Here is a 20,014-nt window from a genome sequence, read left to right on the forward strand (position 1 = left end):
CGCTAGGCGTTCGAGCCGCAGCCTGCGGCATCGCCGGCCCGGGCGGTCGGCGGTTGATTCTGCCCGATGGGCAGACGTATTTTCACTCTCGTTCCTTCTCCCACTTTGCTTTCGATCTCTATGCGGCCCCCATGGTTCTCGATGATCTTGAAGCTGATCATCATGCCCAGCCCATTCCCGTTCTCCTTAGAGGTGAAGAAGGGCTGCCCGATCTTCTCCAGCTGGTCGTCCGGAATTCCGGCCCCCTGGTCGCTGACGACAATCTGAACTTCGTCCCCGAGCAGCTGCAGATCGATAAGCGCTTCTCCGCCGTCCGGCATGGCGTCGATCGCGTTTTTGACGAGGTTGATAACGACTTGCTTGATCTGGTTCTCGTCGCAATCTATGTATATCAACGGCAGAGCGCAGACAAACCGAATGCGCACGTTGCTCATGATCGATTGGGATTCCATCAGCGTCACGACTTCCGACAGCAGCTGGTTGAGATCCTTCGATTCCATTTTGGCTTCCTGAGGCTTGGCCAGCACGAGCAATTCGGTCAAAATCAGTTCGATGCGGTGGAACTCCGAGAACACGATATCGTAGTATTGCTCCTTCACGCCTTCGGACTTCATCAATTGCAGAAAGCCTTTTACGGCAGTCAGAGGATTTCGGATTTCATGGGCGACGCCTGCGGCCATTTGTCCGACCAACGACAGCTTTTCCGAATTGTGCAACAGCAGTTCGGTCTTCCTCCTGTCCGAGATGTCCTGGATTTGCGCAAGGATGTAAGGCGCGCCCGTCGACTCGCTCATCACCTTGGAGGCATGAACCGCTACCCAGATCAGCTGCCCGTTTTTATGAACATAGCGTTTTTCGAGCTTGACGATGTTGATTGTTCCTTCGATAAGAAGGTTGAAGTTTTCCCAGCTTGTTCCGCGATCCTCATGAAAGGTAACGTCGGAAAAAGTACGTCCCAACAGCTCGGCCTCGGGGTACCCCAATATGTCGCATAGCGATCGATTGACGCGCAGCCACGTTCCGGAAGCGGATACGAGCGCCATTCCTATCGGGGCATGATTAAAGGCTGCGGAAAAAAACAAGGTATCATTGGATTTCAACAAGTTGTGGCCCCCCCATATGAATGCATGCTTCGACTTATCTAGTTCTATAGCCGTTGGACTATACCTTCCGATCAGAATGATTATTTCCGCACACGACTCGGGCCGACCGGCGCGGCCGTTGGTCGGGACACCTAAAAAAAACACAAGCCGTATTAAAGCGATTCCATTGTTCGGGAATGCCCCCAGCGACTAGGATGAGAGTATGTACACCGCCATTGAACAACAAGGAGGGACGGCTCTTGCTCGGTTTCATGTGGAAGTACCGGACGCTGTATGTGATCTCGATCCCGGGCATCTTGTTTTTTCTCGTTTTCAAGTACGTGCCGCTGCTCGGCTCGGTCATCGCGTTCCAAAATTACAATCTGTTCGCCGGGTTCAAGGGGAGTCCGTGGGTCGGCCTGGAGCATTTCGAGCGGATGTTCCGGCATCACGACTTCCTCCGCATTCTGAAGAATACGCTGCTGCTCGGCACCTACGACATCCTGTTCGCGTTCACCGCGCCGATCGTGCTGGCGCTGCTGCTGAACGAAGTCAGGCTTGCGCTGTACAAAAAAATCGTCCAGACGATCATCTACGCGCCGCACTTCCTGTCGTGGGTCATCGTCAGCGGCATTTTCGTCGGCATGCTGTCTCCTTCGTCAGGCATCGTCAACGTCATTCTCGGCTGGTTCGGCGTCGAGCCGATTTATTTTCTCGGAGAAGATTCGTTCATTCGCACGATCCTCGTCGGCTCCGGCCTGTGGCGGGACGTCGGCTGGGGAACGATCATTTACCTGGCCGCGCTGACCGGCATCAATCCCGAGCTGTACGAGGCGTCGCAGATCGACGGGGCGGGCCGCTGGAAGCAGACGCTGAGCATTACGATTCCCGCGCTGCTGCCCGTCATTACGGTGCTGTTCCTGCTCAAGATCGGCGATTTCATGGACTACGGCTTCGAGCGCGTGTTCGTGTTCCAGAATCCGCTCAACATTCAGAACAGCGAAATTTTGGACACGTACATCTACAAGGCCGGTCTGAAGCAGCTCCAATACAGCTACGCCACCGCGATCGGGCTGTTCAAATCGGTCGTTGGACTGTTCCTGCTGGCGATCGCCAACACGCTCAGCCGCAAAGCCACGGGCGAGTCACTTTATTGACGCGATCAAAATCGGACTTTTTGAACCACCACTCAAAGGGGGGGGATGGCCTTGACTGGACGCGAGCACTGGAGCAGGAAGCTGTTCCTCATCTGCAACTATTTGTTTCTGACGGGTTTGTCCTTGTCGATGCTGCTGCCGTTTCTGAACGTCATTGCGCAGTCGTTCAGCGGAGCCGTCGCGATCGACCGCGGGGACGTGCTGTTCTGGCCGGTCGACTTTACGCTCAATTATTATCAGTACGTCTTCGACGACGCCTCGATCTGGCGCGCGTTCGGAATTACGGTATACATTACCGTCGTCGGTACGCTCATCAATTTGGCGGCGACGTCGTCGCTGGCGTACCCGCTGTCGCGCACCGAATACGTCGGGCGCAAGTACGTGCTGCTGTTCGTGCTGCTGACGATGATTTTCACCGCGCCGCTTATTCCCCAGTTCATCCTGATGCGCGAGCTGGATCTCGTCAATACGCTGTGGGCGCTCATGATTCCGACGGCGATCAGCGCCTTCAATCTCATTGTTCTGCGATCGTTCTTCGTGCAGATTCCACCGGAGCTGATCGATAGCGCCAGAATCGACGGCTGCGGGGAGCTGCGCATTTTGTGGAGCCTCGTGCTGCCGCTCTCCAAGCCGGCCTTGGCGACGATCGGCATTTTCTACTCGGTGACGAACTGGAACAAGTACATGGACGCGTTGTATTATTTGAATGACCGCAAGCTGTATCCGCTGCAGGTCAAGCTGCGCGAGCTGCTGATCAACGACGATCTGGTCGACACGGGCAACCTGCCGTTCGACGTTTCGTCGCAATCGGTGCAAGGCGTGCAAATGGCCGTCATTCTCGTCGCGACCGTGCCGATCATTATGCTGTATCCGTTTCTCCAGAGGTACTTTATTAAGGGCATGCTGATCGGATCGATCAAATCGTGACGACATAAAAAAACGACAAACAGAGCCAAACGCATTCCATTGTGGCGACCCTCCGCCCTTCCTATACTGAGGTTGAGTTTGAAAGCGCTATAACGTCACTAATCCATGAGGAAAAGAGGGAGTCCATGAAAAAGGTATGGGTACTCGCACTAATCGCGTCATTGGCCGCCACGAGCTTGGCGGCCTGCTCCAAGAAGGAGACGCCCGGAGCCAGTCCTTCGGCCAGCTCTCCGGCCGGCGCTTCGGCTTCCGCCGAGCAGCCGTCCGAATCGGCCGCGGCCGGACCGACCGCGTTCTCGATCTCGATGCGGACGCTTAACGTCGCATACGTGGAACAGCATCCGGACATCAACAAGGACAAGTACGTGCTCGAGCTGGAGAAAATGACGAACACCGATCTGGACATTCGGCTGATTCCGCACAACGAGTATCAGGACAAAATGGTGCAGATGTTCGCGACGAACGACATTCCGGACGTCGTGCAGGGAAGCGGCGGCATCAGCGGCTCGGAGCTGGCGGGTTCGGTGGAAAGCGGCGTCTTCCTGCCGCTGAACGACCTGCTGCAGGAGCATGGGCAGAACCTGCTGAAGTTCATTCCGCAGGACGCCTGGGACCGGATGACCGATTCGAAGACGGGCAACGTCTACGGCATACCGGAAGTGCTCAGCAACCCGTCCAGAAGGGCGACGTGGATTCGCACCGACCTGCTGGAGAAGGCCGGCAAAGCGGTTCCGACGACGGTGGAGGAGACGCTGGACGTGCTGCGGGCGTTTAAGCAGCTGGGCGTCGAGCATCCGTTCGCCGGCCGCAAAAACTTCAAATACGCCGACACGTTCTTCGGTTCTTACGACGTCTTCGGGTATTTGAACCAGTTCAAAGAGTTCCCGGACGGCAAGGTGAAGCCGAGCTTCTTCGACGTCGAGGCGATGAAGAAAGCGATCCAGACGTACAAGACGATGTTCGACGAAGGGCTGATCAGCAAGGAGTTCGCGACGGTCGAAGCCGCCGACTTCAAGAGCATCGTCACGAGCGGCAAGGCGGGCATGTGGTCGATGAACGCCAACGAGCTGCCGATCTGGGGGGCGCAGCTGATCGCCAGCGTTCCCGACGCCCAAGTCGCGCTCATTCCGTCTCCGGTCGGCGACGACGGCAAAGGCGGGTACGCGCACTACAATCCGGTGACGAGATCTTATCTGATCAACGCGAAGGCGAAGGATAAGGCGGCGGGCATCGTCCAGTTTTTCGATTGGATGGTCGGCGAGCAGGCGGAGCTGTTTTTCAGCTACGGACTTGAAGGAGAAGACTACCAGAACGAAGGCGGCACGATCAAATACGAGCAGCCGACGGATACGGAGGGCACGAACAAGCAGCGCTACTTGAACTATTGGCTGTGGATGGTTCAGGACACGACGTACAACAAGCGCATCTCCGAGCTGTCGGAGTCCGGCAAGCAAATGGTCGACGCGTTCGACAACATGCTCGCCAAGGAAGGACGCAGAGGCATCGAATTCGATCCGCGGCTGGACGCGCTCGTGAAATATCCGGATTTGAGCCCGATATCGGACCAGCTTCCGCCGCTCGTTCTCGAGCATGTGCTGAAGATGGTGTACGGCAAGGAGCCGATCGACTCGTTCGAGCAAGTGCTCGAAGAGTATTTGTCCAAAGGCGGCAGCGAAGTGATCGAGGAAGCGACGGCCCGTTACGCCAACAAAGAAAACGCATTCAAATAAGGGTCGCGAACGCTCCCCGCTTGTACTAGAATGACTGTATAACGGCAAGATGCCCTCCGCGCGGGGGCATCTTGCTCCCATTCCGGCTCGTCCCGAGCGCGAGGAGGACGCATCCATGTACCGCATTCTAGTCGTCGACGACGAACCGATGATCCGCAGAGGATTGCAGAAGCTGATCGGAGACGCCCACCCGGCGATCGTGTCTTCGGACACGGCCGACAACGGCGTCGAAGCGTTGGAGAAGATCGCTTCCTGCCGTCCGGATCTGCTCTTCACCGATATCAAGATGCCGAAGATGGACGGACTCGAGCTGTGCCGCGCAGTCAGCGAGCGGTATCCCGACTTGCCGGTCGTCGTCATCTCGGGCTACGGCGATTTCGAGTATGCCAGACAATGCGTCGCTTACGGCGTTAAGGAATATATGCTGAAGCCCGTGACCAAGACGGCCGTCGGCCGCACGGTAGCGAAGCTGATCGAAGGTCTGGAAACCCGGCGGAACGCCTATATTCCGCTGTCCGCGACGGAGGAGTGGCTGGATCGGCTGCAGGATGCCGTCTGGCATCTGCGGACGGACGACGTCGATCGGGCCGTGGAGCAGGCGGAAGCGTTCTGCGTATCCGCCAAAATCGAGCCGTCCCGTCTGGAGGAACTGGTGCGGGAGTTGGGAGACAAGCTCGTCGACAGACTGAACGCGATGGACGTGTATCCGTTCGAGCGGCTGCATTGGGAAGGCGGTTCGAGCTCTCCGTTCGCTTGGCTGGGAGAGTCGGCCCGTTCCATGCTGGAGCAGCTTCGCGTCAAGCGCAAGGGAAACCTGAAGGAGCCGGTCGAGGAAGCGAAAGCCTATATCGAGCTTCACTTGAGCCGCGAGCTGTCGCTGGAGGAAGTGGCCGACAGGCTCGGCCTCAATCCTTCGTACTTCAGCCAGCTGTTCAAGCAGATGACGAAGGAAACGTTCGTGCAATATCGGACGAAGCGGCGAATGGAGCGGGCGAAGAAGCTGCTCTCGATGCCTCACCATAAAATTACGGACGTCTCCGCTGAGGTCGGCTTTGCCGATCATCCGCACTTCACAAAGACGTTCAAGAAAGTGTGCGGCGTAACGCCGTCCGAATACCGGGAGTCGCTGGGGATTCGGGGATGAGGCTGAATTTGTCGCGCAAGCTGTTTCTGTACTTTTTCATCGTCATTTTGTTCTCCCTGTCGATGGTCGGCATTTTCAGCTATCTGGAGTCTTCGGACGCAATCGACAAGCAGGTGGAGAAATATATGGCCACCGTCATCAATAACGCCGGCATGCAGACGGACCTGCAGCTGGAGACGTTCGAGCGGGTCAGCAACTCCATTTTGTCGCAGGTGTCCGTGAAGAAGTTTCTCGACATGGACCCGGCCGACAGCTACGAGTATTACCGCTTCACGAACGTTATTCGGCAGGACGTCTTTCAGAAAATTTTCATCACGTACCCGACGCAAATTCATATGATGTACATTTTGGGCGATCACGGCCGGTCCATTTTCGATCAAAATCAAAGCTTCTCCTCGCTCTCGGTCGATCCGACTGCCAGATACGAGGAACTGAAGGCCAAGACGCCGGGCAACGGAGAGATCGCCATTCTGGGAACGGGGCTGACGAACAGCGAACGGGTCATCACGATCGCGCGCAAGATCAGGGGCTATTCCTCCTACTCGGTCAAAGGCATTCTGGCGATCGAGATGAACGAGCGGCAGCTGTCCAATCTATGGAACCAGGTCGATCTCGGGGACAACGGCTTCTTCTTCATTCTCGACGCGCAAGGGGCCGTCGTCTATGCGCCGGACGGCGCGATTCGCGAAGAGCTGCTCGGCTCCGGCGTCGCGCAGCGGATCGAGGGCAGCAACGACTCCCGGTTTCCGTGGCGGCTGAACGGGAAGGACATGATGATCGTCACGAAGCGTTCGGACTATTCCGGCTGGAGTCTGGCGATTGCGATGCCGCTCGACGAGCTGCGGGCCCCGATCTCCGGCATTCGTTCCACGACCGTCACGGTCGGAGCGATTACGCTGGCGATCGCCCTCGTGCTCGCTCTGCAATTCGCCAGTTCGATCGTGCGTCCGATCCGGACGCTGAAGAACGGCATGCGCGAGACGGAGAAGGGCAACTGGAAAAGCGTGGAGATGAAGCCGCGCGACGACGAGATCGGCGGTCTCATTCACAGCTACAACCTGATGGTCAGCCGGCTGTCGGACATGATCGAACGAGTGTACGACACGGAGCTGACGAGTCAGAAAACGAAGCTGCAGCTTCAGGCGATCGAGCTGGAGCGGCACAAGGCGGAATTCCAGGCGCTGCAGCTGCAGATCAACCCGCATTTTCTGTACAACACATTGGAGACGATCAACTGCTACGCGATCGTGCAGGATTCGGACGAAATTTCGGAAATGGTCGAGGCGATGGCGTTCATGCTGCGCTATTCGATCCAGACGAATCTGGAGGAAGTGACGCTCGCCAACGAGCTGAACCATGTGCGCAACTATATGATCATTCAGAAGCACCGCATCGGACGCGATTTCGAGATTGAGGTGGCGACGCCGCCTTCGCTGCTGTTATCCCGAATGGTCAGGCTGACGCTGCAGCCGATCGTGGAAAATATTTTCCAGCACGCATTTTCCGAAGGCATCGAACCCGAGCATACCATTCGCATCGACACATACGCTGATGGGAACGAACTGCTTGTTCTCGTGGAGGACAACGGCGTCGGAATGTCGGAGGCGAGGCTGGAGGAGCTGCGGCGCAGGCTGGGGAAAAACAGGCTGGCCGAGGAGGAGATTGCATCTCGTCCGGGGCGAAGAGGCGGGATCGGGCTCGTGAACGTTCACCGGCGCATCCAGATGGTATACGGCGACGAATACGGACTTCGCGTCGATAGCGCCCCAGGAAAGGGCACGCGGATCGAACTGAGAATGCCGCAAGAAGATCGCGCGCGGGAGAAGACTCGGACAGAGTCGGCTTAGCGATGCGGATATCACATACGGAGCAGGAGGAACATCGAATGAATATCGATTTGACGGGAAAAGTCGCGCTGGTGACCGGCGCAAGCGGAGGCATCGGCCGGGCGATTGCGGTTCGGCTGGCGCTGTCAGGCGCGAAGGTCGCGCTTAATTATTTGAACAGCAAGGAAGCGGCGGAGGAAGCCGTCAACGCGATCCGGGCCGAAGGAGGAACGGCGGTTGCGATCCGCGCCGACGTCTCGCAGCCTGAGGAGGCGCAGCGGCTCGTTCGCGAAACGGAGCAGGCTTTCGGGCGTTCCGTCGACTTTCTGGTGAACAATGCGGGACATCTCGTGCAGCGGCTCGCGAACGAGGAGATGACCGAGGAGCTGTACGATCGCATTATGGACGTGAATGTGAAAAGCGCAGTTTTCGTCGCGAAGGCGGTCATCCCCGGCATGAAGGCCGCGGGAGGAGGCAGCATCGTCAACTTGACGTCGGTCGCCGCCCACAACGGCGGAGGGCCGGGCGCTTCGATCTATGCCGCGAGCAAGGCGGCCGTGCTGACCTATTCGAAAGGGCTGGCCAAGGAGCTGGCGGGGCACGGCATTCGCGTCAACGCGATTTCTCCCGGCTTCATCGGGGGGACGGCTTTCCATGCGACATTCACGCCCCAAGCGGCCAGGGAAGCGACGATTCAGACGATTCCGCTGCGCCGCGAAGGCACGCCGGAGGACGTGGCGGGCGTCGCCTTGTTCCTCGTCTCCGAGCTGGCCGCTTATCTCACCGGGGAGACGATCGAAGTGAACGGCGGCATGTACATGCGCTGATACAACATGAGGAGAAAAGAGGGGAAAGGCATGTCCAAGCTATTCGAGCCGGCCAGCGGTCTGCTGACGGTGCCGTACGAACCGAACGAGCGAACCGAGCTGGCCGAAAATCCGCCCAGATTTACGTGGATGCCGGCGAAGCCCGAGGAGGACCGCTACGCGCTGCAGGTGTCTTCCTCCGCCGATTTCGAAGCGAACGAGACGGAGACTTACGAGCCGATTCCATACAATTTCTATACGCCGGATCGCGTGTACGAGCCGGGGACTTACTACTGGAGATACGCTCTGCTGGAAGAGGAGGGAGCGGGGCGTTCGGATTGGAGTTCCGTCCGATCGTTCGTCGTGCCGGACGGGGCTGTGGAGACGCCGCTGCCTTCTCGCGAACGGAGATACGAACAGGCGGCCGTCGTCCATCCCCGCCTATGGCTGCAGCCGGACGGGATAGAGGCGTTCAGGAGGCGCATTCGCGAGGAGTCTTCCGCGTACGGTTGGGACGTTTTCTACGAGAAGTCCGTGCTGCCGTGGCTGGAGAAGGAGCCGATTCCCGAGCCGGAGCGATATCCGGACAACAAGCGCGTCGCCAAGCTGTGGCGCCGAATGTACATGGACTGCCAGGAAACGCTGTACGCCGTTCGTCATCTGAGCGTGGCCGGCGTTATTCTGGAGGACGAGGCGATTCTATCCGCCGCGAAGCGATGGCTTCTGCACGTCGTTTCCTGGGATCCGAAAGGCACGACGTCGCGGGATTACAACGATGAAGCCGCGTTTCGCATCGTCGGGGCGGTGGCATGGGGCTACGACTGGCTGCACGGCTATCTGAACGAGGAGGAGCGTGCGGCGGTTCGCGCCAATCTGCTCGAGCGGACCGAGCAGGTCGCCTTCCACGTCATCGAGCGTTCGCGCATCCATCGCGTTCCCTACGACAGCCACGCAGTGCGGTCGCTGTCCTCCGTGCTCGCTCCGGCCTGCCTGGCGATGCTGCACGAGGAGCCGAAGGCGCGGGAGTGGCTGGACTACGCGCTGGAGTATTTCTCGTGCCTGTACACGCCGTGGGGAGGCAAGGACGGAGGCTGGGCGGAAGGTCCGATGTACTGGACGACGGGACTTGCCTATTTGATCGACGCGTTTAATCTGATTCGCAATTATACGGAGATCGATTTGTTCCGCAGGCCTTTTTTCGCGAAAACCGGGGATTTCCCGCTATACTGCAACGCGCCAGGCACGATTAGGGCCAGCTTCGGCGACCAGTCGACCCTCGGCGAGCCGCCGAGCCTGAAAACGGCCTACAACATCCGGCAATTCGCCGGGCTGACGGGCAACGGGCTGTATCAATGGTATTTCGAGCGGGTCAAGGAGGCCGATCGCGACGCCGACGCGAAGTTTTACAACTACGGCTGGTGGGATTTCCGTTTCGACGACATGCTGTACCGGCACGACTATCCGGATGTGAAGCCGGTTGCTCCGGTTCCGGGGGCGATCGAACCGGTCAAATGGTTCCGCGACGTCGGCTGGGTAGCCATGCACCGGCGGATGGACGATCCGGACGAACATATCCAATTGCTTGTCAAGAGCAGTTCCTACGGCTCGATCAGCCACAGCCACGGCGACCAGAACGGCTTTCTGCTGCACGCTTACGGCGAGCCGCTGGCCATCGACAGCGGCTATTACGTCGCCTTCGGCAGCACGATGCACCGCAATTGGCGGCGTCAGACGATCTCCAAAAACACGCTGCTCATCGACGGGATCGGGCAGTATGCGGACGGGGACAAGGTGCTGTGCAAGGAAGCGTACGGCGTCGTCGAAGAGGTGCGCTCCGAGCCGGGCGCCGGTTACGTTCGGATGGACGCCTCCGCGGCTTATCGAGCGACGGTTCCGTATTTGCGGCGTTTCGTCCGCGAAGTGTATTGGCTCGACGAATCGTACATCGTGATCGTCGACTCCGTCGACCTCGACCGCCCCGGCAGGGCGGCGTGGCTGATGCATACGCTGAATCGGATGAACCTGAAAGGCCAGACGTTCCGCGCGATCGGCGAGAAAGCGGAGCTCGAGGGCAGATTCGTCTACTGCTCGTCGGGCGAGCTGACGCTGAGCCAGCACGACCGCTTTACCGGCGTAGACCCTTCGGAGCTGGACGGGCTGGCAAATCAATGGCATCTGACGGCGGAGACGCAGGCGGCGACCGGCCATCGGATCGTCTCCCTGCTCGTGCCGATGAAGAAGGGGGAGAACAAATTCGTCTCCTATTTCATCGACGATCAGGATCACGGCATTCATCTGTATTTCACGGACGAACGCGGCACGACGCGCAGGGTGGCCGTGAACAAAGCGTATTAGGCGGACTCGGTTGGCAGACATATTGAGGGTCGCAAGATAGATTTCCGGCCGGGCGCATCGTCAGGAGGAATAAGTGAGCGCAGGCTTGCAAAGAAAGGGGAATGGGCGAATGAGCAACATCGGAGTTTGGGAACCGGCCGAGCCGGGCGTGAAGCGCAAAATATTGCGCGCCGAGGGCGGCATGATGATGATGGAGGTCCATTTCGAGGACGGCGCGGAAGGGTACGAGCACGAGCATCCGCACGAGCAGATGTCGTATTGCCTGCGCGGCGCGATGGAATTTACGATCGACGGCGTACGCACGGTCGTCCGGCAGGGCGAGACGATCTACATTCCGGGAGGCGCGCGTCACGGAGCGAAGGCGCTTGAGCCGTCGGCGCTGCTCGACGCGTTCACGCCGGTCCGGGAGGATCTCGTTCGGCGTTGATCTCCCGCGGAAGCTGCGCAATACAGAAACGCGTCGGGGCGTCCTACTAGGGCGTGTATGCATACTCCGAGGAAAGCAGATGTTGCCGAATGTTCGTTCCATGCAAGGAACTTTTGTGAAGGCGTACTGGAGGTACGTCAAGCAAAAGTGACGAAGCAGGGGGCGAAAAGGCGGTGATAGATGCCCCTGAGCGGGTTTGCATACACGCCCTAAGGGCGACTGGCGCGTTTTTTCGTACGCTGGGAAGGAGGTCGGAGGGTAAGGGAGTGCCGCGTGGCGTGCGTGTACGTAGGCTAAAGTGGGAAGTAGTACCGTGCGGCGTGCTAATGGAGCGAGTCCGGAGGCTGGAGAGGGAAATAGTACCGCGTGGCGCGCTTATGGTGCGGAACGTAGGCTGGAGCAGGAGATAGTACCGTGCGGCGTGCTAATGGTGGGGGAACGAGGACTGGAGCGGTAAATAGTGCCGTGTGACGTGCTTACGGTGCGGGAACGTGGGCTGGGGCTGGAAATAGTACCGTGCAGCGTGCTTATGGTGCGTGTACGTAGGCTAAAGTGGGAAGTAGTACCGTGCAGCGTGCTTATGGAGCGGGTCCGGAGGCTGGAGCAGGAGATAGTACCGTGCGGCGTGCTTATGGTGCGGGGCTGAGCGAAGGGGATAGCTCCATTAATTAAAACTAAAATTATGTTTTAATACAAATATATTGATGAAACGAGGGTATTGAGATAAAATAAATGTAATAGTGATAATGAGAGAAGGTGGCCGGAAGATGCTGGAGCTTAGTTTTAACGAACCGGACAAGCTGGTGGCGGTAGCGCACGCGTTGTCGACGAGAGCGAGGGCGGATATGCTGCGCTTGCTGAGCACGAGGAAGATGAACGTCGTGGAAATCTCCGAACAGCTGGGCCTGCCTGTGTCCACGGTGGCGAACAACGTGAAGATTCTCGAAGCGGCCGGCCTGATCAATACCGAGCTGCTGCCTGCGACGCGCGGCGCGATGAAGGTGTGCAGCCGGAATTACGACGATATCCATTTCGATTTCAATGTCCAGAAGACGCTGCCGAAAGGCGAGAGCGGCCAATACTTGGTTGAACTCCCGATCGGCCACTACAGCGACTGCGAAGTGTATCCGACTTGCGGACTGGCCGGTGTGGACGATTTTATATGCAAGGAGGACGAGCCGGCGCAATTTTATCGGCCGAGACATATCGAAGCGCAGCTCATCTGGTTCCGCAAAGGCTACGTCGAATATTTGCTCCCGCTCGAAATTCCGTCCGGCGCCCGCATCGAGGCGTTGGAGCTGTCGATGGAAATCTGCTCCGAGGCGCCGAACTACGACAACAACTGGCCTTCGGACATTACGCTGTGGGTGAACGAACGGGAAATCGGCACCTGGACCAGTCCCGGCGATTTCGGCGGCCGACGCGGCAAGCTGAATCCGTCCTGGTGGGGAGACATGGCGACGCAGTACGGCTTGCTCAAGACTTGGCGAATTACGCACGAACGGACGCTGCTGGATATGATTCCGGTATCCGATACGTCGCTCGCCGATCTGAACTTGAGCAGACGCCCGAGCGTTCGGCTGCGAATCGGCGTCAAGGAGAATGCGGTCAACAAAGGCGGGGTAAACTTATTCGGAACGCGATTCGGCGATTACGAGCAGGATATCCGGATGAAAGTGGATTACGTTATGGACTGAGCTCTTTGATAAAATGACCTTTTGTTACACGATTCGTGAACTTAAAGGTCATTTTTTATTACTTATATTACAAAAATATTAGATGAAACCGTTGACAATATAGAATTAAAGCCCTAATATGAGTGTATAGAAACAAGATTCATGTAATTAAACATTATATTTATTTTGTTTCTAAATAAGCTCGGCAAAAGATAAGGGAGGCAAATATGAAAAAGAGCTATTCGATCGTACTTGCAACACTGCTGTCCACTTCCTTGCTATTAAGCGCCTGCGGAGGCAATGACAACAAAGGCGGCAACGCTTCTCCGGCTCCGTCCGACGCGTCGTCCTCGGAAGCTTCCGCTCCGGCGGACGCGGGCAGCGGCGCCAAAGTCACGCTGTCGTTCTGGACGCTGTTCGACGGCGGCGACGGCGAGAACATGCAGACGCTGATCGACGAATTCAACAAGTCCCATCCCGATATCGTCGTCAAGAACACGAAGCTCGTATGGGGCGAATATTACACGAAACTGATTACCGCAGTCGGCAACGGCAACGGTCCGGACGTCGGCATTTCCCACACGTCCCGTCTGCCTGACCTGATCGACCAAGGCGTCGTAACGGAGCTTGACGACGTGGCTGACGCAGCGGGCGTCGACTGGGCTTCTTATAACCAAAACCTGTTGAACGCGACGGTCGTGGACGGCAAGCACTACGCGGCTCCGATCGATACGCATCCGTTCATTATGTACTACAACAAAAAACTGCTGAAGGATGCCGGGCTGCTCGGCGACGACGGCAAGCCGGTTCTGGAACAGTCCGCCGAAGGTTTCGACACTTTCCTGAAGACGCTTAAGGAGAAGCTGCCGAGCAAGGTAACGCCGTTCGCGCTCTCCAATTCCAACGACGATCCATACCGCCTCTGGTGGGCGCTGTACTCCCAATTGGGCGGCAACGACATCGTATCCGACGACCTGCAGTCCGCAAGCGTCGATGCCGAGAAGGGCGCAAAAGCGGCCGATTACGTACAGAAGCTGTTCACGAACGGCTATATCAAGAAGAACGATCCGGACTTCTACAAAAACTTCCAAAGCGGTACGGCCGCCATCATGATGACGGGCGTATGGGCGACGGGAATTTGGGAATCGACGAAAGACTTCGAGTTCGGCGCCATGCCGATTCCGAAAATCTTCGATCAAGAAGCGACATGGGGAGATTCCCATACGATCATTCTTCCGACAACGAAGAGCAACGATCCGGAGAAACGCAAAGCCGCGCTCGTATTCGCCGACTGGGTCGCTTCCAACGGTCACATTTGGGCGAAGGCAGGCCACATTCCTTCGAAGCCTTCCGTCATCGAAAGCCAGGAGTTCAAGGATCTGCCGTACCGCAGCGACTACGCGATGGTAGCCAGCACGGTTAAATTCAACAAGCCTTCCACGAAAAACTGGCAAATCCGCGACAACGCCTCGTTCAAATTCCTGAACGAAGTCTGGGCGAACAAGATGTCTCCGGCGGACGCCATGGTCAAACTGCAAGAGGGCGTCCAAAAAGTGCTTAGCGAATAAGACCGAACGATAGACATACATGTTCCGACAAGCTTGCGGTTCGCGCAACCGCAAGCTTGTCGACCACAAAGGAAGAGGCGAGGCGCGAATGAGGATGAACAAATGGAGGGCGGACGTACAGGCGTTCCTGTTCCTGTTGCCGTTCCTTCTCGTTTATGTACTGTTTACCTTCTGGCCGATGATCAAGGGCGTGCAGATGACGTTCTACAAGTGGACGTTGATCAAGAAAATGCAATACGTCGGCTGGGACAACTATCGGCGGATGCTGCAGGATCAGGAAATGTGGGACGCTCTATGGCATTCCACGATTTTCGTTCTGTTGACGACGCCGACGATGCTCGTGCTCGCTATCGTGCTGGCGATGATCGCCAACCGCAAGTCGCGGCTGCAGAAGTTTTATCGCAGCATTTTTTTCTTGCCAAGCGTATTGTCCGTTGCGGTCGCATCGTTTCTGGGACTGTTCGTGTTCCAGCCGTATACGGGACTGGTGAACTCCGTACTTCATTTGCTCGGCGTGTTATCGGATCAACGCGAGATCTTCTGGCTGACGGAAACGAATCTCGCCTGGATTGCCATCTCTCTCATTACGCTGTGGTGGACGGTAGGTTTTAATTTCATCTTGTATTTGTCCGCCATGCAGGATATTCCCGATGAAATTTACGAGGCCGCCCGGTTGGACGGCGCGAACGATAGACAGGTGTTCTGGCGCATCACTCTTCCGTATTTGAGCCCGATCACCAAGACGATTACGATGCTTCAGATCATCGCTTCCTTCAAAGTCTTCTTGCAGATCTACATCATTACGGGAGGCGGACCGCTCGATCAGACGCGTCCGATTATCCAATTGATCTACCAGACGGGCTTCAGGAAGAACGATCTCGGCTATGCGGCCACGATGTCGTATATGCTGTTTGCGATTTTGCTGGTGCTGTCCATTATCCAATACGTCATTAACAACCGGAAAGGAGCGAATGCCTAGATGAAATGGTTCTATCGCATCGTCTCCGTGGTGATGGCCGCCATCTTCCTCTTGCCGGTCATCTGGATGCTCGTCGTCTCGATCAAGGAAGAAGGCATGAAGATTGTAACCGTCGTTGACTGGTTCACGCCGCCTTACTCCTTGGCGGTATACGATCAAATTTTGAACGGCACGAAGCTGACGGACTGGCTTCTGAACAGCGTGCTCGTGGCGGTATTCGTCACGCTGTTGACCGTTGTCGTCGCGGCCATGGCGGGGTTTGTCCTCTCCAAGGTTCCGTTCCGCTACCGCGCGGTCGCTTTCTTCTTCATTCTCTCCGGCTTGCTGATCCCGGGCGAGGCGATCATCATTCCGCTGTACCAAGTCGCGAAAGACATGAACCTGCTGAACTCCTACGAAGGCTTGATCATTCCGGTGCTGGCGTCTCCGGTCGCCGTCATCGTTCTGAAGAGCTTCTTCGACGGCGTGCCGAACGATCTGCTGGAAAGCGTACAGATCGACGGAGGAGGCACTTGGCGCATTTTCACGAGCATTATGATTCCGCTTATCCGTCCGGCTCTCGCCTCCATGGCGATTCTGACGTTCATCGGTTCCTGGAACAACTTCCTGTGGCCGTTCTTGTCCATTACCGACGATAACTTGTTTACGCTACCGATGGGTATCCCGACGTTGATGAGCCAGTATTCGGAAGATTACGTCAAGCCGATGGTCGTCAACACGATCGCTTCCTTGCCGATCATGCTGCTGTTCATCATCTTCGAGCGCCAGATCGTGAAAGGCGTCAGCCTGTCGGGGATCAAAGGGTGACGGAGAAGGCGGCGGAGCGCAAGCGGGAGAGGGCCATCGACCTCTTCAAAGGCTTGCTCGTTCTCGGCATGGTGTACTGCCATACGCTGCAATTTTTCAGCGATCCGCAAGTGTATCCGAACGGACAGAAGTTTATCGAAGTCATCAATCTGATCACGTTCTCAGGCTTCGTATTCAGCTTCGGTTACGTCTCCCAGCTGTCGTATTACGGGAAGCCGTTCCGTCTGGCTGCGCCTCGCATGCTGATGGCGGCGCTCAAGACGTTGGTTGCTTTCTACGTATCCGGAGCGGCCTTTCGGCTGTTTATCGACGGCAGAGTGCTTTCCTGGGCGAACATCAAACCGATTTTGACGCTGAACGATATGCCCGGCTGGTCCGAATTTCTGGCCTCGTTCACGTATTTGATGATTGCAGGTTTAATCTTGTTCGTGCCGCTGCGACGGCTGGCCGAGATCAAATGGCTCGGCTTCGTCGTCGCCGGCGCGCTGCTGCTGACGACGTTTATCCCTTACGGCTCGATTCATTGGATGAAGTGGGGACCGCTTATCGGAACGAGGGATTTTGCCTCCTTCCCGGTGCTGCAATACTTTCCTTATTATTTGCTCGGCATGCTGTTCGCGCGCTACCGCATCGTATGGGATTGGCGCGTGCTCGCGGGGGCGATCGTCGCTTCGGGCGCGTTCGTGTGGAAGTGGCTGTCCACGGAAGGGCAGCCGCTTCCCGAGCGGTTTCCGCCTTCGATCTGGTGGATCGTCGGACCCGCGCTGCTGCTGTACGGCTATTACTTGCTTAGCCGGTTGATGGAGAAGTATCCGGCTCCGTTCGTTCCGCTGGAAGCGATGGGCCGCAACGTGCTCTGGTATCTGGTCATGAGCAACGTCCTGATCTTCGCGCTCAAGGGCAATCAGCAGGACAACTTGCTGCTCAGCGCATGGGACGGATTTCTGATGGCGCTCGTCTTGCTCGGAGTCGTGTCGTTCAGCGTCTGGATTATTACGAAGAAACGCTAAAAATGCTTATTAAGGCAAGAGTGCGGAGGGTGCAAATGAAGAGATTGGGGTGGGCGGGCATTCTGATGGTCGCGTTAAGCGTGGGTGGCTTCGGATGTGACGCGAATCGCGACGATAAGCCGTTGCCGCCGCAGCATACGTATGCGAATCCGATCAGCTTGCCCGACGAATGGAGCGAATACGGGCTGGGAGATCCCTTCGTGTTCTCCTATAACGGCTACTATTATTTGTACGTCAGCACAAGGGACACCGACCCGGGCGTTAAAGTGTGGCGCTCGGACAATCTGATCGATTGGACGTACGAAGGGCTGTGCGCCGACGATCCGATAACGACCGCGGCTTACGCGCCGGAGGTCCGCTACTGGAACGGCAAGTTCTATATGTACACTTCGCCGGCGGGACAGGGGCATTACGTCCTGGTCGGCGATCGGCCGACCGGACCGTTCGAAGTCGCGACGGACAACTTCGGCCGAACGATCGACGGATCGACGTTCGTGGACGACGACGGCAAGTGGTATTTCTACTACGCGGGCACGCAGGGCATTCAAGCGGCTCCGATGCCGGATCCGCTGACGGTGGGACCGGAGGAAATCCAGACGGGCGCGTACATGGGCGGCTGGACCGAAGGGGCGACCGTGTTCAAAAGAAACGGCAAGTATTATATGACGTATACCGGCAATCACGTGTTCAGCAGCGGATACCGGGTGGACGTCGCCGTCAGCGACGATCCGCTGCGAGGTTTCGCAGAGCAGGCGAACAACCCGGCGCTGCTGCGCACGGAAGGAGCTACCGTCGGACTCGGCCACAACTCGGTCGTGACCGGACCGGATCTGGACACGCAGTATATGGTGTACCACAATCTCGAAGGCCATGGCGTCGTCGGACCGCTGCGGCATATGAACCTCGATCGGATCGTATGGAACGGAGACCGCCTGCGGGTGGCCGGCCCGACCTCCGATCCGCAGCCCGTGCCGGCGATGCCGGCATTCTCGGATCGTTTCGAAGGGGAATCGCTGGACAAGTCCTGGAAGCGCGAGGGCAAGGCGGAGTGGACGACGAGTCCGGACGAAGGGCTGCTCGCGGACGCCGCGGGCGGGGAAGGTCTATCGATGCTGCTGTCCGATGCTCGCACAGGCGTGGATTACACGGCGGAATTTCATGTTCAGCACCTTTCCGGCGAAACCGGCCGTTCGGGAGTCGTCTTCTCCTATCGGGACGACGATCATTACGGTCTGGTGCAATGGAAGGCCGAGACGAGAGAAATCGAAGCGAGGTTCGTGCAGGACGGCCAAGCGGTCCCGCTTGACGGCGCGACCGCGCGGATTCCGGATAATCTCGATATCGGAGAGCTGCAGAAGCTGCGGCTTGAAGTGAGAGGGAGCACCGTTCGCGTCTACGCGGAGGGCATGCGCCTGCTGACGTTGACGCTGCCCGGCGAAGCGGGCGAAGGACGGATCGGTTATGCCGTCGAAGGGGCGCAAGCGCGTTACGGCTATGTCGCCTTCAGCAATGTCGTCGACGGCAGCGGCGCCAACGTTGCTTATGCGCCTGTACCTGGAATCGTGGACGCAATCCACAACGAGAAAGGCCCGGCGGCCGGCTACTCGCTCGCCGAAGACGGCAACGGAGGCTTCGCCGCGGCGCAGCTTGGCAAGGGATCGCGGTTGACGTATGTCGCGAACGTCGCGAAGGGCGGCGAATACAGCTTGCGATTCCGCCTGAACGCGGGCGCGGCGGGAGCGAAGTTCAAGCTGCTGGAGGACGGCTCCGCTGTGGCCGGCAGTGTGGAAGTTAAGCCCGATCCCGCTGCGAACGCGTGGCAGACGGTCGTCGTGAACGGGGTAAAGCTCAGCGAGGGCGTCCACCGATGGACGTTCGAGGTCGAGAAGGGCGAGATGGCGTTGTCCTGGATCGAGGCGGCGGTCTACGTTCCCGTCGAAGCAAGGACGGACGAGTTCGACGCGAAGCTCATATCGGGCTGGACGAGGTACGAAGGGGATTGGTCCGTCAAGGACGGAGAGCTTCGCTCCTCATCGACGACGAACGGCAAGCTCGTGACAGGCGAAGACGGCTGGACGGATTACGAAGTGCAAGCGGACGTCTCCGTGCCGGAAGCGGGCAGTCAATCGGGCATCGCGGTACGGGTGACCGAGCCCGCGAACGGCATGGAGCTGAATCAGAATCGGGACGATTTCCTGCGGGGCTATTACGCCTATGTCGACGAGAGTGGCGTCCATCTCGTGAAGCACGATTACAATACCGTTCCGCTGGCGGACAAGGAGATGGCGATGCCTGCCGCCGGAGAGATGATTCAATTGAAAATCAGAGCCGTCGGCAACCGGATTTCCGTATTTGTCGACGAGGCCGAAGAGCCGGCGATCGAGTACGCGGACGCCAGCGTGCGGACGTTCTTGAACGGCCGAATCGCGCTTAAGACGGTTGCCGCCGCCGGCCGATTCGACCATGTTCGGATCGAGCCGATACTACACAGATAACGCATGACGAAGGGAACAGGTGAGT

General features: G+C 57.7%; 15 protein-coding genes. 14 read left to right on the top strand and 1 reads right to left on the bottom strand.

Translation table 11 applies throughout. The annotated features are described in order from the left end of the window. Positions 1–2: 2 nt before the first annotated feature. A complete protein-coding gene (locus B0G52_RS31415; RefSeq protein WP_094050387.1) occupies positions 3–1,103 on the bottom strand; it encodes an ATP-binding protein in 1,101 nt (366 codons plus the stop codon). A 194-nt stretch (positions 1,104–1,297) separates the two neighbouring features. Between B0G52_RS31415 and B0G52_RS31420 the strand changes: the two genes are divergently transcribed. The 14 genes from B0G52_RS31420 (at position 1,298) to B0G52_RS31485 (ending at position 19,989) form a co-directional block, all read left to right on the top strand. Continuing rightward, positions 1,298–2,239 carry an ABC transporter permease gene (locus B0G52_RS31420; protein WP_094050388.1) on the top strand — a complete coding sequence of 314 codons (942 nt, stop codon included), beginning with the start codon at positions 1,298–1,300 and terminating at the stop codon, positions 2,237–2,239. A gap of 45 nt (positions 2,240–2,284) precedes the next feature. After that, positions 2,285–3,166, top strand: a complete 882-nt coding sequence (locus B0G52_RS31425; protein WP_094050389.1) for a carbohydrate ABC transporter permease — start codon at positions 2,285–2,287, stop codon at positions 3,164–3,166. Between the two features lie 125 nt (positions 3,167–3,291). Further along, positions 3,292–4,896 carry an extracellular solute-binding protein gene (locus B0G52_RS31430; RefSeq protein WP_094050390.1) on the top strand — a complete coding sequence of 535 codons (1,605 nt, stop codon included), beginning with the start codon at positions 3,292–3,294 and terminating at the stop codon, positions 4,894–4,896. 115 nt (positions 4,897–5,011) lie between these two features. Next, a complete protein-coding gene (locus B0G52_RS31435) occupies positions 5,012–6,040 on the top strand; it encodes a response regulator transcription factor (protein WP_094050391.1) in 1,029 nt (342 codons plus the stop codon). Next, positions 6,037–7,887, top strand: a complete 1,851-nt coding sequence (locus B0G52_RS31440) for a cache domain-containing sensor histidine kinase (protein ID WP_094050392.1) — start codon at positions 6,037–6,039, stop codon at positions 7,885–7,887. Before B0G52_RS31435 ends, B0G52_RS31440 begins: the two co-directional genes overlap by 4 nt. A gap of 38 nt (positions 7,888–7,925) precedes the next feature. Further along, positions 7,926–8,693 (top strand): SDR family NAD(P)-dependent oxidoreductase, encoded by a 768-nt coding sequence (locus B0G52_RS31445; protein WP_094050393.1) that lies wholly within the window; start codon positions 7,926–7,928, stop codon positions 8,691–8,693. Between the two features lie 30 nt (positions 8,694–8,723). Then, positions 8,724–11,027 carry a DUF4962 domain-containing protein gene (locus B0G52_RS31450; protein WP_094050394.1) on the top strand — a complete coding sequence of 768 codons (2,304 nt, stop codon included), beginning with the start codon at positions 8,724–8,726 and terminating at the stop codon, positions 11,025–11,027. 109 nt (positions 11,028–11,136) lie between these two features. Then, positions 11,137–11,454, top strand: a complete 318-nt coding sequence (locus tag B0G52_RS31455; protein ID WP_094050395.1) for a cupin domain-containing protein — start codon at positions 11,137–11,139, stop codon at positions 11,452–11,454. Between the two features lie 767 nt (positions 11,455–12,221). Next, positions 12,222–13,151 (top strand): ArsR/SmtB family transcription factor, encoded by a 930-nt coding sequence (locus B0G52_RS31460; RefSeq protein ID WP_094050396.1) that lies wholly within the window; start codon positions 12,222–12,224, stop codon positions 13,149–13,151. Positions 13,152–13,357: 206 nt separating this feature from the next. Continuing rightward, entirely contained in the window at positions 13,358–14,698 is a 1,341-nt protein-coding gene (locus B0G52_RS31465; RefSeq protein WP_094050397.1) for an ABC transporter substrate-binding protein, read from the top strand. 88 nt (positions 14,699–14,786) lie between these two features. Continuing rightward, on the top strand, positions 14,787–15,677 hold the full coding sequence (locus B0G52_RS31470) for a carbohydrate ABC transporter permease (protein WP_094050398.1): 891 nt from the start codon (positions 14,787–14,789) through the stop codon (positions 15,675–15,677). Beyond that, on the top strand, positions 15,678–16,484 hold the full coding sequence (locus B0G52_RS31475; protein ID WP_094050399.1) for a carbohydrate ABC transporter permease: 807 nt from the start codon (positions 15,678–15,680) through the stop codon (positions 16,482–16,484). After that, entirely contained in the window at positions 16,481–17,494 is a 1,014-nt protein-coding gene (locus B0G52_RS31480; protein ID WP_094050400.1) for an acyltransferase family protein, read from the top strand. Before B0G52_RS31475 ends, B0G52_RS31480 begins: the two co-directional genes overlap by 4 nt. 35 nt (positions 17,495–17,529) lie before the next feature. Further along, positions 17,530–19,989 carry a family 43 glycosylhydrolase gene (locus B0G52_RS31485; RefSeq protein ID WP_158223966.1) on the top strand — a complete coding sequence of 820 codons (2,460 nt, stop codon included), beginning with the start codon at positions 17,530–17,532 and terminating at the stop codon, positions 19,987–19,989. The last annotated feature ends 25 nt before the right edge of the window (positions 19,990–20,014 follow it).

Source organism: Cohnella sp. SGD-V74, from assembly GCF_003001675.1.
Classification (GTDB): Bacteria; Bacillota; Bacilli; order Paenibacillales; family Paenibacillaceae; genus Cohnella.

Bases quoted from the DNA above. Each gene is read 5' to 3' on its own strand.
- B0G52_RS31430 (WP_094050390.1), top strand. From the start codon at position 3,292: ATGAAAAAGGTATGGGTACTCGCACTAATCGCGTCATTGGCCGCCACG.
- B0G52_RS31435 (WP_094050391.1), top strand. From the start codon at position 5,012: ATGTACCGCATTCTAGTCGTCGACGACGAACCGATGATCCGCAGAGGA.
- B0G52_RS31445 (WP_094050393.1), top strand. From the start codon at position 7,926: ATGAATATCGATTTGACGGGAAAAGTCGCGCTGGTGACCGGCGCAAGC.
- B0G52_RS31465 (WP_094050397.1), top strand. From the start codon at position 13,358: ATGAAAAAGAGCTATTCGATCGTACTTGCAACACTGCTGTCCACTTCC.
- B0G52_RS31420 (WP_094050388.1), top strand. From the start codon at position 1,298: ATGAGAGTATGTACACCGCCATTGAACAACAAGGAGGGACGGCTCTTG.
- B0G52_RS31485 (WP_158223966.1), top strand. From the start codon at position 17,530: ATGAAGAGATTGGGGTGGGCGGGCATTCTGATGGTCGCGTTAAGCGTG.
- B0G52_RS31470 (WP_094050398.1), top strand. From the start codon at position 14,787: ATGAGGATGAACAAATGGAGGGCGGACGTACAGGCGTTCCTGTTCCTG.
- B0G52_RS31425 (WP_094050389.1), top strand. From the start codon at position 2,285: ATGGCCTTGACTGGACGCGAGCACTGGAGCAGGAAGCTGTTCCTCATC.
- B0G52_RS31460 (WP_094050396.1), top strand. From the start codon at position 12,222: ATGCTGGAGCTTAGTTTTAACGAACCGGACAAGCTGGTGGCGGTAGCG.
- B0G52_RS31455 (WP_094050395.1), top strand. From the start codon at position 11,137: ATGAGCAACATCGGAGTTTGGGAACCGGCCGAGCCGGGCGTGAAGCGC.
- B0G52_RS31450 (WP_094050394.1), top strand. From the start codon at position 8,724: ATGTCCAAGCTATTCGAGCCGGCCAGCGGTCTGCTGACGGTGCCGTAC.
- B0G52_RS31440 (WP_094050392.1), top strand. From the start codon at position 6,037: ATGAGGCTGAATTTGTCGCGCAAGCTGTTTCTGTACTTTTTCATCGTC.
- B0G52_RS31475 (WP_094050399.1), top strand. From the start codon at position 15,678: ATGAAATGGTTCTATCGCATCGTCTCCGTGGTGATGGCCGCCATCTTC.